General features: G+C 57.1%; 13 protein-coding genes. 6 read left to right on the top strand and 7 right to left on the bottom strand.

Going from position 1 to position 13,054, the window contains the following annotated elements; translation table 11 throughout:
- Position 1: 1 nt before the first annotated feature.
- The gene (tsaE, locus tag H4J77_RS08130; RefSeq protein WP_123887646.1) at positions 2–484 is read right to left on the bottom strand and encodes a tRNA (adenosine(37)-N6)-threonylcarbamoyltransferase complex ATPase subunit type 1 TsaE; all 483 of its coding nucleotides are present in this window, start codon (positions 482–484) and stop codon (positions 2–4) included.
- Entirely contained in the window at positions 484–1,974 is a 1,491-nt protein-coding gene (locus H4J77_RS08135; RefSeq protein WP_182247821.1) for an NAD(P)H-hydrate dehydratase, read from the bottom strand. Before H4J77_RS08135 ends, tsaE begins: the two co-directional genes overlap by 1 nt.
- A gap of 78 nt (positions 1,975–2,052) precedes the next feature.
- Between H4J77_RS08135 and queG the strand changes: the two genes are divergently transcribed.
- The gene (gene queG / locus H4J77_RS08140; protein ID WP_123887644.1) at positions 2,053–3,111 is read left to right on the top strand and encodes a tRNA epoxyqueuosine(34) reductase QueG; all 1,059 of its coding nucleotides are present in this window, start codon (positions 2,053–2,055) and stop codon (positions 3,109–3,111) included.
- 51 nt (positions 3,112–3,162) lie between these two features.
- Here the strand turns inward: queG and orn are convergent, their stop codons facing one another.
- Positions 3,163–3,705 carry an oligoribonuclease gene (orn, locus tag H4J77_RS08145; RefSeq protein ID WP_123887643.1) on the bottom strand — a complete coding sequence of 181 codons (543 nt, stop codon included), beginning with the start codon at positions 3,703–3,705 and terminating at the stop codon, positions 3,163–3,165.
- A gap of 129 nt (positions 3,706–3,834) precedes the next feature.
- Between orn and rsgA the strand changes: the two genes are divergently transcribed.
- Complete coding sequence (rsgA, locus tag H4J77_RS08150) at positions 3,835–4,860, top strand: small ribosomal subunit biogenesis GTPase RsgA (protein ID WP_123887642.1); 1,026 nt, start codon at positions 3,835–3,837, stop codon at positions 4,858–4,860.
- Here the strand turns inward: rsgA and motB are convergent.
- Positions 4,852–5,949 carry a flagellar motor protein MotB gene (motB, locus tag H4J77_RS08155; RefSeq protein WP_123887641.1) on the bottom strand — a complete coding sequence of 366 codons (1,098 nt, stop codon included), beginning with the start codon at positions 5,947–5,949 and terminating at the stop codon, positions 4,852–4,854. The two genes, rsgA and motB, sit on opposite strands and share 9 nt — an antisense overlap.
- Before the next feature lie 3 nt (positions 5,950–5,952).
- Positions 5,953–6,807 (bottom strand): flagellar motor stator protein MotA, encoded by an 855-nt coding sequence (gene motA / locus H4J77_RS08160; protein ID WP_123887640.1) that lies wholly within the window; start codon positions 6,805–6,807, stop codon positions 5,953–5,955.
- Between the two features lie 111 nt (positions 6,808–6,918).
- Here motA and H4J77_RS08165 point away from each other — a divergent pair, with 111 nt between their 5' ends.
- The 3 genes from H4J77_RS08165 (at position 6,919) to asd (ending at position 10,280) form a co-directional block, all read left to right on the top strand.
- Positions 6,919–8,532: a hypothetical protein gene (locus H4J77_RS08165; protein WP_123887639.1), complete on the top strand. Its 1,614-nt coding sequence runs from the start codon at positions 6,919–6,921 to the stop codon at positions 8,530–8,532.
- Between the two features lie 77 nt (positions 8,533–8,609).
- On the top strand, positions 8,610–9,419 hold the full coding sequence (locus tag H4J77_RS08170) for a rhodanese-like domain-containing protein (protein ID WP_123887638.1): 810 nt from the start codon (positions 8,610–8,612) through the stop codon (positions 9,417–9,419).
- Positions 9,420–9,428: 9 nt separating this feature from the next.
- Positions 9,429–10,280 (top strand): archaetidylserine decarboxylase, encoded by an 852-nt coding sequence (asd, locus tag H4J77_RS08175; protein WP_123887637.1) that lies wholly within the window; start codon positions 9,429–9,431, stop codon positions 10,278–10,280.
- Here the strand turns inward: asd and epmA are convergent, their stop codons facing one another.
- Both epmA and efp read right to left on the bottom strand, forming a co-directional pair.
- Positions 10,281–11,243, bottom strand: a complete 963-nt coding sequence (epmA, locus tag H4J77_RS08180) for an elongation factor P--(R)-beta-lysine ligase (protein ID WP_123887636.1) — start codon at positions 11,241–11,243, stop codon at positions 10,281–10,283.
- 65 nt (positions 11,244–11,308) lie between these two features.
- Positions 11,309–11,875 carry an elongation factor P gene (gene efp, locus H4J77_RS08185; RefSeq protein ID WP_123887635.1) on the bottom strand — a complete coding sequence of 189 codons (567 nt, stop codon included), beginning with the start codon at positions 11,873–11,875 and terminating at the stop codon, positions 11,309–11,311.
- A gap of 108 nt (positions 11,876–11,983) precedes the next feature.
- On the opposite strand from efp, the gene epmB reads away from it, so the two are divergent.
- Positions 11,984–13,009 (top strand): EF-P beta-lysylation protein EpmB, encoded by a 1,026-nt coding sequence (epmB, locus tag H4J77_RS08190; RefSeq protein ID WP_123887634.1) that lies wholly within the window; start codon positions 11,984–11,986, stop codon positions 13,007–13,009.
- Positions 13,010–13,054: the final 45 nt, after the last annotated feature.

The raw sequence follows: 13,054 nt of genomic DNA on the forward strand, positions 1-13,054 counted from the left end.
GCTAGTCACGCTCGGCCATACTCCGTTTTTGTTGCAATCGTTGGCAACTGGCGCGACCGTGTTCGGTCTGGCCAGCCAGCAGAAGGCGTCTACCCTCACCTTCAATACTAATGGTAATCGTCAGGTCGGGTCTTGGCAAAACACCTGCGCCTTTTTCCGGCCACTCCACGAGACAGAGACTGTCAGCGGAAAAATAATCGCGCACACCCAGAAACTCGAGCTCCTCCGGATCGGCAAGACGATAAAGATCAAAGTGGTAGACCGTGGCGCCAGCTAACTCGTAGGGCTCAACCAGAGTAAAAGTCGGGCTCTTCACCGCGCCTTCATGCCCCAGCCCGCGGATCATACCGCGACTGAGTGTGGTTTTGCCCATACCCAGATTACCTTCGAGGTAGACCACTCCATGGCCAACAAGTGCCCGAGCAAGATCACCACCCAGCTGGTGCATCGCAGCTTCGCCTTCAACCTCTACTACGTAGCTCATTACCCTTCCTGTTGATTCAGGTATTTTCTGATGACGGCAAACATGTCCGTCGCACGCATACCCACCTCGCCTTTAGCTGCCGCGGCGTCACCGGCCAAGGCGTGCACCAGCACAGCATAACGCGCAGCACGGGCGGCAGGAACACGCTGGGCCAGCAAAGCACCGAGCAAGCCGGAAAGCACGTCGCCCATGCCCCCTACCGCCATACCCGGATTGCCATCACTACACACCGAAGGTGGCTCTAGATCGTCGCTGTCGACCAGACTTCCGGCCCCCTTGAGAATAACCGCGCACCCCAGCCTGGCCAGCATTTCACGCAACGCATCAGGCCGATCAGACTGCACCTCGGTGGTGGACAGCGATAATAGCCGAGCGGCTTCCGCCGGGTGCGGCGAGATGATCGTATCCCGCCCCAGGCTGGGTAACGTCTTTTCCTCGCTCAGCAGGTTCAGCGCGTCGGCATCCAGCACGCGGGGGCCTTGCCACGCCATCACAGCCTCCAATAACAAACGCGCCCATGCATCGCGACCCAGGCCGGGGCCAATGACCACTGCATCCGCCTGAGCCAATAAAGCCTCTAACTGAGCAGCGTCATCCATGCCATGCACCATCAACTCCGGACAGCGCGCCAACAAGGGGGCAACATGCTCACTGCGGGTAACTACACTGATTTTTCCTGCTCCGCTGTGCAGCGCTGCCTCGGCCGCCAGCATGACCGCACCGCCCATACCTCGGCCGCCCCCAATAACCACCAGATGGCCGAAGCTCCCTTTGTGAGCAGCCTTCTTGCGCGGCGGCAAGGTTCCAGCCCAGCCTTGCATACTAAGACGCTCATAAGCCGCAGCCGGTGCTTGAGGGGAGCTGTCAGCCAGCGGAGCAAACACCAGCTCACCAACATAATCGGGGCCGTTAGCGGTCAATAGCCCTAGCTTCAGCCCGATAAAGGTAACCGTCAGCTGCGCAGTTACCGCGCAACCAAGCGTCACGCCGCGATCCGCATCGAGCCCACTGGGAATATCAACTGCGACGACGGGACCCTGCGCCGCGTTAATAGCGTCAATCGCAGACCTGTATTGAGCACGAACCTCGCCGCGCAAGCCTGTTCCGAGCAGGGCATCGACCACCACCCCCGACAACTCAACCCCATCACGCCAAGACCCCACACTGACGCCCTGCTCGCGAGCGCGCCTGAACGCGGTGGCCGCATCACCCTGCAGCGTGGTCGGGTCAGCCACCGCCAGCACCTGAACTTCCCAGCCAGCCAGACAAGCCTGCAGCGCCAGCAAGTAACCATCTCCGGCATTATTGCCACCACCACAGAGCACTGTCATACGCCGATCATCTGGCCAGCGACAACTAATGGCCAACCACAATGCTTCGGCCGCAGACTGCATCAAAGCGATACCCGGCGTGCCAGCCGCAATCAGCAGCGCATCAAGCTCTCTAACCTGAGCTGCGGTATAGACCTTGTCGGGCAAAACATGCGGCATAAATGGGCTCCCAGCAATGATGTCTGGCACAATTATACGAGAACCGCCGCCTTACACCTAAACACAACGAACAATGCCATGCCTGAAGCAACCGACTATCAAGCCCTCGCAGAGCAGATCCGCAGTCTAGCGAGCCAACTCGGCTTCCAGCAGCTGGGCATCAGTGCGCCTGATATCGGTCAGCATGAACAATGGCTGGGACAATGGCTGGAAGCGGGCTACCACGGTGAAATGGAATGGATGTCCAGTCATGGCAGCAAGCGAACGCGGCCCGCCGAGCTAGTACCTGGCACTGAGCGCGTCATTTCGGTTCGAATGGACTATTTACCCGGCGACAGCGCAATGGCCCAGCGCCTGAGTCAACCCGATGCAGCCTATGTTTCCCGCTACGCCCTGGGGCGTGACTATCACAAGCTGATCCGCCGCCGCCTGCAGAAACTGGCCGATGCCATTCAGGCATTGATCGGCCCCTTTGGCTACCGCGCTTTCGTCGACAGCGCTCCAGTGATGGAGCGCGCATTGGCCAATGCCGCTGGACTCGGCTGGGTCGGCAAGAACAGCATGCTGATCAATCGCAAGGCTGGCAGCTACTTCTTTCTCGGCGAGCTCTACACCGACCTGCCACTGCCGGTGGATAAGCCTTATGAGCAAGAACACTGCGGCAGCTGTACCGCCTGCCTGGAACGCTGCCCAACACAAGCCTTTGTCGGCGACAAGATACTGGATGCGCGGCGCTGCATATCCTATCTGACCATAGAACTGAAAGGCGCGATCCCGGAAGACCTGCGCCAGCCCATGGGCAACCGTGTTTTCGGCTGCGACGACTGCCAACTGGTCTGCCCGTGGAACCGCTTTGCCAAGCCAACCACCGAAAGTGACTTCAGCCCGCGTCACCGGCTCGACCAAGCCAGCCTCGCCGAGCTGTTCAGTTGGGACGAACCTACCTTTCTGGCCAATACCGAGGGCTCACCGATTCGCCGCATCGGCCATGAACGCTGGCTGCGCAACCTGGCCGTAGGACTGGGCAACGCCACCACCAGCATCCCTGTCATCGAGGCGCTAAAAGCACGCCGCGCGCACCCCTCAGAGCTGGTGCGCGAGCATGTGGAGTGGGCGTTGGCGCAACACGGCGCATAGACCGCGCAAGCGAAAGCCCTCTTCCTGTAGACGCGCTAACGCCGAAAACGGCTAGAACTTGATGAAATGCTCGCGGTAATGCTGCAGCTCGGCAATAGAGTCACGAATATCATCCATTGCCAGATGGCTACCCTGCTTCTTGACGCCCTTCTTCACTTCCGGCGCCCAGCGTGCAGCCAACTCCTTCAGGGTCGACACATCCAGATTGCGATAGTGGAAAAACTCCTCCAGTTCGCGCATGCCGCGGTACAAAAAGCGCCGATCCTGGCAGATGCTGTTGCCACACATGGGTGAACGACCGGCCGGCACCCACTCTTTAAGAAAGGTCAGCGTCTGGCGCTCAGCCTCGGCAATACTGATCTGACTGTCACGTACACGCTGAGTCAGGCCTGATTGGCCATGCTGGCGAGTATTCCATTCATCCATACCATCGAGCATCGCATCAGGCTGCTTGACCACAATGGACGGCCCCTCGGCCAGCACATTGAGATTGGAGTCGGTCACTATGGTGGCGATCTCGATGATGACGTCGTTGTCCGGGTCCAGCCCGGTCATTTCCAGGTCAATCCAGATAAGATTATCGGGGCTCTGCATGCTGACTCCTGTGCCTGCCTGATGGAAAAAAATCAGAACCAGCGTGACTAAAACACATGCGCTGGATCAACTGCCGCTAGTATAACCGCCGCGTGCTACACTGCGGCTGTTTCTTCAGATACCGACTACATGGCCAAGCGACACCTTACCCGACGCCAAAACTGGCGCATCCAGAAAATCCAGGACGAGCGCTCTGCACGCGCCGACAAGCGCGCCGACAAAGCAGAAGAAAGCTTGCTCGGTGGCGACCTGGGGCCAGAGCAAAGCGGCCTTGTGATCGCCCACTTTGGCGTGCAAATGGACGTAGAAGCGACCGACGGTGCAAACGCCGGCGAGATACGTCGCTGTTACAGGCGCGCCAATCTACCCGCGCTGGTCACCGGCGACCGGGTCACCTGGCGCGCTGACAATCAGGGTTCAGGCGTTATTGTGGCACAGAGCCCCAGGCAGACCGAGCTGTGCCGGCCGGACCATCGCGGCCAGCTGAAACCGGTAGCAGCCAACGTCGACTACCTAGTAATTGTCTTCGCGCCACTGCCCACGCCTTACGCCAACCTGATCGATCGCTACTTGGTCGCCGCCGAGCAGGCTGGACTGGAACCCTTGCTGGTGATGAACAAGTCAGACTTGCTCAACGACCACAGTCACCTTGAGCTGCAACAGTGGTTGCGCGACTACGCCGCTCTGGGCTATCGCGTGCTCAGCCTGTCAGCCGGCGACGGCAGTGGCATGGACGAGTTGAAAGCCACCCTTAAAAACCGTATCAGCGTATTCGTCGGCCAGTCTGGCGTCGGCAAATCGTCGCTGATCAACGTCTTGCTGCCAGAAGAGGACCTGCGCGTCGGCGCACTCTCGGAGCATACGGGCAAGGGTACGCATACCACCACCACAGCCAAGCTCTTCCACTTTCCAGCGGGTGGTGACCTGATCGACTCCCCCGGCATTCGCGAGTTTGGCTTGATGCATATCAGCCATGATGAGTTGCTGGAAGGCTTCATTGAATTCCGCCCCTTCCTCGGCATGTGCCGCTTTCGTGACTGCCGGCATAAACAGGAACCAGGCTGCGCGCTGCTTGGCGCAGTTGAGGACGGCAAAATCACCAAAACCCGCATGGCCAGCTACAAGTACATCCTTTCCACTCTGGAATCAGCGTGACTCTGGCAGGACTTGCTGCCTCAGCCGGGATTCAGCGTTAGCCGCGTCCTCAAACAAGTTCAGGCTGCGTTGCTGTTGGCGCTCTGTCGAGCTTGCGGGGGCAGCATCGGCTGGCGCAGTATCGACTGGCGCAGCATCGGTATCGACAGGGGCAGCGCCGGCTGGCGCAGCCTGCTCAGGCTCGCCCTCAAGCCTGCCCCCTGCCGAGGCATTACTATCACCTTCCTGCACCGTCTCATCCGACCCCGCATCGGCCGATTCACGCATCTGCTCCTCCGCCTGGTGGTTCAGCACGATGATATCGATCCGGCGATTAGTTGGACTAAAGGGCTCACTGCGATCAAACAACGCCGAGTCGGCATAGCCCACGACCCTGGCCACCTGACTCTCGGGGTAGCCAGCGACCAGCAACGTCCGCCGAGCGGCGTTGGCCCGGTCGGATGACAGCTCCCAATTGCCGTAGCCATTACGCCCACGAAAAGGCTCGGCATCGGTGTGACCGCTGATGCTGATTTTCTTTGGCACCTTGGCGATGGTATCGCTTAAGGTCAGCAGGATCTCTTCAAAATACGGCTGCAACTGAGCACTACCACTGGCGAACATCGGGCGGTTTTCTGCATCCACTATCTGGATGCGCAGACCATCCTGGGTAATCTCGATCAGAATCTGGTCCTTGAAGCGCTGCAACACAGGATCTTCGTCTATCTGGTTCTGCAGCTCCTGAAGCAGCATATCGAGCTCGAGCTGTTCAAGTTTCGCCGCCAGCTCCTTGGCCGACGCCTCATCCACCATGTCTTGATCTTCCGGGTCCTGCTCCTTGCTCAGGGTGCGCTCAGGCGAGACCTGAGGTGAGCCACCCAAATCAATCGGATAGGGACTACCACCCTCAGAAAAACCTATTGGGTCATTAAAATAACCCGAGATATCACGTAATTGCTCCGGCGTTGCCACGGTAACCAGCCACATGACCAGAAAGAACGCCATCATCGCTACGGCGAAATCGGCAAAGGCAATTTTCCAGGCGCCACCGTGATGGCCTGCAGCCTTACGCGTGATGCGCTTGACTATAATCGGCTGATTGTTATCCATGCATCAGCGGCCTTTAACCGACTCTTCCAGCTCCATAAAGCTGGGGCGATGCCCTGGCAGCAGAGACTTACGACCAAACTCCACGGCCAGAGCGGGCGGCAAGCCCTGCGCACTGGCTACCAGCGTCATCTTGATGGCTTCATAGGTGTTGGCTTCTTCGTGAGCGTCATGCTCCATCGCGCTGGAGAAAGGCCCAACAAACCCGTAGGCAGCGAGAATACCCAGAAAAGTACCGACCAGCGCGGTGCCGACCTTCTCGCCAATTTCGGTGTTATCTGCCTCCCCAAGAATACTCATGGTAATAACAATACCCAGTACCGCAGCGACAATACCAAAACCGGGTAAAGCATCAGAAACGCGGGTGGCCGCGTGTGCAGGCTCAAGCAGCTCTTCAGTTAGACTGGATATCTCCACATCGAACAAGGCCTCCAGCTCGTGCGGGGCCATATTGCCGGTCGACATGATGCGCAGGTAGTCGCAAATGAACTCCGTCATCTGCTTGTCTTTGAGAATCGCCGGGTACTTGCTAAAAATCGGGCTTTCCGCAGGCTCTTCAATATCCGCTTCAATCGACATCATGCCTTCGCGTCGACTCTTGTTCAGCACCTCGTAAAGCACCCCCAATACATCGAGGTAATAGGCCTTATTAAACCTATGACCGAACATAATCGCGGGGCCGGCGGCGAGTGTCTTTTTAACCACGGTACCGCTGTTGGCGACCATGAACGCACCGAACGCGGCGCCACCAATAATAATAATTTCAAAGGGATGCCAAAGTGCAGCTATATGACCGCCAGACGCCATAAAGCCACCAAGCACGGAGCCAATGACAACCAGAAAGCCAGCAATTTTCAGCATAAATCAGAGTGCCCCGATGCAGCAGGAGGCATGCCGTAGCATGCAGGAGCGGCAAACAGCCGCTGTTCGAGTTATAGTCGCGTAGACCACAAGTATAAAGCCGCGAGTCTAATGAGCACAGCCCAGCCCACACATACCGGCAATACCGACATTATCGGCAGCCTGCGCCAGAAGCTGAATGCCACCGTGCTACCGATCACGCCAGCGCAGCGCAAGCGACTACTGGATCAGCTTAACAGCGAGATGCTGAGCATGGGCGAACTGACCCAGGAAATTCTCAGTGTACCGGTAGCAGCGCTACATATTTGCCGTGCCGCGGGCGATGCCGCGCGTAATCGAGATATTGACATACTTACGCTGGAACAGGCCTGCGGCCTGCTTGGCACACAGCGCCTTGGCACCCTCCTGGGCAATATACCGGTGCTAGAAGAGGAGCAGCTGCCGAAGGCCTATACCCAACTATTGAGCATAAGCGAACATGCGGTTAGCCAGGCGCAAGGCCTGTTCTCACAGCGCATTGCGCGCTTGTGGCATGAAATGTCGCTGGCAACGCTGCTCTTCCTTTCCCCACTATGGGCATTGGCCTACATCAAGCCGCATATTTTTGACCAGTGGGACGAGCTCAATCGCGGCCTACTGCCTAAGCACTTGAGCAAACGCAAGGTCGCGGAAAATACGGCACTGGGCTTCCTGTTAGTGCAACAAGTCGCCCAGGATTGGTGGCTACCGCCATGGATACTGCAAGGCTATCGCTCACTGAATGCCAGTCGTCGTATCATGGTCAAAGCCCTGCATATTGCGCGAAACGCCAACAACCCGCAGGAGCAGCAAGCGCAACTGGATGCCGATCGCGAACTGTATCGCTGGCTAACCCAGCCTGCCAACAGCCTGTTGATGGCTAGCGGTATTGCCTTGGGATCACACCATAACTGGTACGCCGTCCACACCCTGCGCTGGCAACAACTCAGCGCTCTGTTCCTGGGCTGCAGCGTCGCTCAGGCACAACATACCAGCCATGAAAGCGCCGCCAACAGCGCGCGGGCCCAACACAACAGGAGCCCAGGGCAACCATGGCTACCCGCAATGTCGCTACCCTGGCCAGCGGACTACGCTCCCGCGGTAGAGCCAGCCGCCAAGCCCGCCAGCACGCCGTCGACACCAACACCACCGGCGCCGATACGTCCGGAGCGGTGGCGTCACTTGTGCGTCACACTCAACACGCAACCCAGCCCTTTCACTACGCTGCCGCAGCTATTGGACTGCGCGCTAAAGGCAATGCACGACGGCTTAGGGCTGCAGCAGTGCTGGATCGCCCTATTCAACGGTAAATCGCAACAGCTGGTTGTAGGCGCCGCCTTGGGCTTTGAAGCAGGCCAAACGGCCGTAGGCACCAAACTAGGCAACCCGCGTGGCTCAGCTTGGGGCAACTGGCTTAGCAGTGAGCCGTGCCATCACCTCGACAAAGAACGTTTGTCCAGCCTGGGACCACTGCTCCCGGGCGCACTCAAGGTGATGGCGCCAGATAGCGCTTTCGAGTTAATACCCATGATCCACAAAAACCAGGTATTGGGCCTTATGTTCGCTTGCAACCCCGGAAACCAGCGATTGATGGATCAGCAGCGGCAAAAAGCCCTGATAAAAACCGCGTCCTGCGCTGTCACGGGCTTGCTCAATTTCAAGCAACGCGGCCAGGACGTATCGACCCCTTCCAGGCCTGATCAATAGACCGGCAACAGTAATCCGCTACAATGCGCGCATTGAGCAGCAACCTTGCCATCCCTTTGTCTGCAGAGGCGCCAAATATGACGATGAATACCTTGCCACTTTTGCTGGAGCCGACGGACCTGGAATTACCAAAGGATCAGCGACATTGCCGCCTGGTCGACTTGTGTAGTACCGAGCAATATCAGCAAGGACACATCCCGGGAGCAGTGCACTTAGCACCGACAAGAATCGCCTCACCTGCTCCAGTACCTGGCCTATTACCGACACGGGACGTATTGCAGGGACTGTTCGCCGAATTGGGTCACCATGACCAGCTGCATTACATCGTTTACGACGATGAGGGTGGTGGATGGGCAGGGCGCTTTATCTGGCTATTGGACAGCATAGGACACACGCACTACAGCTATATCAATGGTGGCCTGAAAGCCTGGCAGCAATCTGGGCTTGCGCTGGAGCAGCAAGCAAATCATGCCTCCCCCAGCCAACCGGACATCACGCTCAATAGTGACCATACGGTAGATATACAAAACGTTAAAAACAATCTGCAGAATCCGGATCGGATCATTTGGGATGCAAGATCTGCGCAGGAATACCGCGGCGAGAAAGTGGTTGCGGCCAAAGGCGGGCACATTCCCGGAGCTATCAACTTTGAGTGGACGGCCGGCATGGACCCTGAGCGCGGCCTTCGTCTGCGCGAGGATCTTGCTCAGCACCTGCAGACGTTGGGCATCAGCGCTGACAAGGAAATTGTCACCCATTGCCAAACTCATCACCGTTCCGGCTTCACCTACCTGGCCGCAAAATTGCTCGGCTACCCCAATGTCAAAGCCTACGCAGGGTCGTGGGCTGAATGGGGAAATCATCCAGAAACCCCTATCGAACTCTGAGGACTCTTCATGCCCGCACGCCTATTCATCCTGATGCAGTATCTGCTGCCACACCACTTGCTATCTCGCCTCGCAGGTTGCCTGGCAAACTGCACGTGGCCTTGGGTAAAAAACCCTTTTATCAACTGGTTTGTCGGCCGCTATGAAGTCGATATGAGCCAGGCCGAGGAGGAAAATCCTACGGCGTACAGTAGCTTCAACGATTTCTTCACCCGCGCCCTGAAAGCAGATGCGCGCCCCTTGGACCCAGCTGAAAAGGGTATTCTCTGCCCTGCAGACGGCACTATCAGCCAGCTGGGCAAGATTGAACACGGCCGCATTTTCCAAGCTAAGGGACACAGCTTCAGCGTGACCGAGCTACTCGGCGGCAACCCCGATCATGCCAGCGCTTTTCAGGGTGGCGAGTTCGCTACTGTTTACCTGTCACCACGCGATTATCACCGCGTACATATGCCTTTTTCCGGCACACTGACCGAGATGATTTACGTACCCGGGCGCCTGTTTTCGGTCAATCAAACGACCGCCGAGAATGTACCTGAGCTGTTTGCCCGCAACGAACGCGTCGTCTGCCTGTTTGATACAGAGGCCGGCCCCATGGCAGTGGTCCTCGTTGGCGCCATGATTGTTGCCTCGGTAGAAACCGTATGGGCTGGCCTGGTTGCGCCGCCCAGTCGGCAACTGCGATCTACTGAATATGGTCAGGCCGCGCCGAGCCTGGCCAAGGGTGAAGAAATGGGGCGTTTCAAGCTTGGCTCTACCGCCATTGTACTGTTTGGACCCGAAGCAGCCCATTGGCATGCCGACCTAAAAGCTGGCAGTGCAGTAAGCATGGGGCAACTGATGGGCACCGCTCAACAGTAATCAGGCACGCGAAAAATCAAAAGCAAGGACCTGATCAATACGGCTGGCGCCCAGCGCCAGCATGATCAAGCGGTCCACGCCAAGGGCAACTCCCGCACAGTCTGGCAAGCCTGACTTTAGAGCCGACAATAACGGCTGATCCAAGGGCAAATCGGGATAACCAAGTGCCAGCCGCTGTTGACGGTCCGCCTCAAATCGTCTTGCCTGCTCCTGTGCATCAGTCAATTCAAAGTAGCCGTTGGCCAACTCCATGCCGGCAACAAAGAGCTCGAAGCGCGCCGCGCTCGGCACCCGGTCATCGCCCTCCACGACTTTCGCCAATGCCGCCTGAGAAGCGGGAAAGGCATACACCATAGTCGGTTCCAGCAGCTCGACTTCCACGCAATGTGAGAACAGCAGATTCAACCAGCCATCACGCGACAGCTCGCCACTAAAGCCAGTGCGTTCCAGCGCCACTTGTTGCAACTGCTGATCTGAGCAGCGGTAAATATCCAGCCCAGTATGCTCGGCAAAAATAGCTGAATAGCTAACCCTTCTGGCTGGCTTACAATCGAGCACCTGCATAACCAGATCGTCCACCTCATCCATCAGCCGATGATGATCAAAGCCGGGGCGATACCATTCCAGCATGCTGAACTCAGGGTTGTGCCTGCTGCCCACCTCACCATTTCGATACACCTTGCAAAGCTGCCAGATGGCACCACTACCGGCAGCCAGTAGTCGCTTCATGGGGTATTCCGGAGAGGTGTGCAGATAAAAACGCTGAGCTATGGCAGCCCCTTCCGGCACAAAGTCAGTCGAAAAAGGAAACAGATGCGGATCGCTGACTGCTGCCGCTGACAAGCAGGGGGTATCTACCTCAAGTACATCGCGCTCAGCAAAGAAGCGACGAATCTGATTGATAATAGCGGCGCGCCGATGGAGCGCCTCAAGTGAAGCGCTCGGCCTCCAGTCAACTGTCATGGACACTCTCCAATCAGGCACAAAAAACCGGAGCCAGGCTCCGGTTTCTCGATACAGATAGCAGCTTAGGCGCGGCCAACATACTCGTTAGAACGCGTATCAACCTTGAGCACATCGCCGGTATTAATAAACAGGGGTACTTTTACTACCGCACCCGTCGCCAGCTTGGCTGGCTTGGTGCCGCCACCCGAGGTATCGCCGCGCACACCCGGGTCGGTTTCAACTACTTCCAACTCAACAAAATTGGGCGGAGAAACAGCGATAGGCGCGCCATTGAATAGCGTTACCGTATATACAACCTGCTCTTTCATCCAGTTGCTGCAATCACCAACTGCCTTCTCATCAGCACCATACTGCTCAAAAGAACCATCAGTGGCCATGAAGTGCCAGAACTCACCGTCGGCATAGAGATATTCCATCTCACGATCCATCACGTCAGCACCTTCGAGCGACTCGCCCGACTTGAAGGTACGCTCGTTCACGCGACCCGTCTTCAGGTTACGTACCTTGACGCGGTTAAATGCCTGACCTTTGCCGGGCTTCACGTATTCGTTTTCCAGGATGGAACAAGGATCGCCGTCGAGCATCACCTTAAGACCCGGCTTGAATTCATTGGTAGAATAATTGGCCATACACACATTCCCACTTTCAATTAAACGGATAATCCGACAACGCGCCTTCTGACAACAGATGGAGGCAGCCAGTCGGATACCCTGACACCCTTGCGCGGAAAAACACCAATGATACATGGTTCTTCAGTTCGTGTTGAGTCCGCCAGCTGGCAAAATCTGCTAGCTGGCAGCATTACCGACCCAAGGGTATTGCTCGCACGTCTAAAGCTTGACCCTGGCCTGCTGGCAGGCGCCCTGGCAGCAGGCCGAGAGTTTGCACTGCGCGTCCCTGAGCCGTATCTGCTGCGGATGCAACCAGGCAATCCAAACGACCCGCTATTGCGTCAGGTACTGCCGCTGGGCGAGGAACTGGAAGATCAACCCGGCTATGTAACGGACCCACTGGGCGAACAGCATAGTAATGCGCAACCCGGCATCATCCACAAATATCATGGCCGCCTTTTACTGGTGGTCACTGCTGGCTGTGCGATCAACTGCCGTTATTGTTTTCGCCGCCACTTTCCTTACGCCGAAAACAACCTGAGCACCGCCGAGTGGGAGCAGGCACTGGACTATATTCGCCAGGACTCCTCCATTAATGAGGTAATTTACAGTGGTGGAGATCCGCTGGCCGCCAATGATCGACGCATCGCCTGGCTAACCCGTCAGATCGCGGATATCCCGCATATAAAGCGACTACGGGTGCACACCAGACTGCCAGTCGTCATCCCTCAGCGCGTTACTGACGGACTGATAGAGGCGCTCAGCGCTACGCGATTACCGGTAACCATGGTGCTGCACTGTAACCATGCAAACGAAGTTGATGCGCAGATGCTGGCAGCAACGCAGAAGCTGAAAAGCGCAAACATCACCCTACTCAATCAGGCAGTATTGCTGCGCGGGGTAAACAACCGACTTGAAGACCAGATGGCGCTGAGTGAGGTACTAGGCGACAATGGCGTATTACCTTATTATCTCCACCTTCTTGACCATGTGCGAGGCGCTAGCCACTTTCACTGTAGCGACGCAGAGGCCAAACACCTGGTTGGACAATTACTGACCCGACTGCCGGGCTATCTCGTACCACGCTTAGTCAGAGAGATTGCAGGGGAAGCCGGGAAAGTCCCTATTCACGTAGATCTGATCACTTCCTGAATCAACCAATAATAGTGAAAAAGAGCTCGGTTGAAGCAGTGCCAA

The organism is Pseudomonas sp. 5Ae-yellow (genome assembly GCF_014077575.1).
Classification (GTDB): domain Bacteria; phylum Pseudomonadota; class Gammaproteobacteria; order Pseudomonadales; family Pseudomonadaceae; genus Halopseudomonas; species Halopseudomonas neustonica.

Excerpts from the sequence above, each read along its gene's own strand:
- rsgA (WP_123887642.1), top strand. The coding sequence starts at position 3,835 with ATGGCCAAGCGACACCTTACCCGACGCCAAAACTGGCGCATCCAGAAA.
- motA (WP_123887640.1), bottom strand. The coding sequence starts at position 6,807 with ATGCTGAAAATTGCTGGCTTTCTGGTTGTCATTGGCTCCGTGCTTGGT.
- epmA (WP_123887636.1), bottom strand. The coding sequence starts at position 11,243 with ATGACAGTTGACTGGAGGCCGAGCGCTTCACTTGAGGCGCTCCATCGG.
- tsaE (WP_123887646.1), bottom strand. The coding sequence starts at position 484 with ATGAGCTACGTAGTAGAGGTTGAAGGCGAAGCTGCGATGCACCAGCTG.
- efp (WP_123887635.1), bottom strand. The coding sequence starts at position 11,875 with ATGGCCAATTATTCTACCAATGAATTCAAGCCGGGTCTTAAGGTGATG.
- H4J77_RS08135 (WP_182247821.1), bottom strand. The coding sequence starts at position 1,974 with ATGCCGCATGTTTTGCCCGACAAGGTCTATACCGCAGCTCAGGTTAGA.
- epmB (WP_123887634.1), top strand. The coding sequence starts at position 11,984 with ATGATACATGGTTCTTCAGTTCGTGTTGAGTCCGCCAGCTGGCAAAAT.
- asd (WP_123887637.1), top strand. The coding sequence starts at position 9,429 with ATGCCCGCACGCCTATTCATCCTGATGCAGTATCTGCTGCCACACCAC.
- H4J77_RS08165 (WP_123887639.1), top strand. The coding sequence starts at position 6,919 with ATGAGCACAGCCCAGCCCACACATACCGGCAATACCGACATTATCGGC.
- motB (WP_123887641.1), bottom strand. The coding sequence starts at position 5,949 with ATGGATAACAATCAGCCGATTATAGTCAAGCGCATCACGCGTAAGGCT.
- queG (WP_123887644.1), top strand. The coding sequence starts at position 2,053 with ATGCCTGAAGCAACCGACTATCAAGCCCTCGCAGAGCAGATCCGCAGT.
- H4J77_RS08170 (WP_123887638.1), top strand. The coding sequence starts at position 8,610 with ATGACGATGAATACCTTGCCACTTTTGCTGGAGCCGACGGACCTGGAA.
- orn (WP_123887643.1), bottom strand. The coding sequence starts at position 3,705 with ATGCAGAGCCCCGATAATCTTATCTGGATTGACCTGGAAATGACCGGG.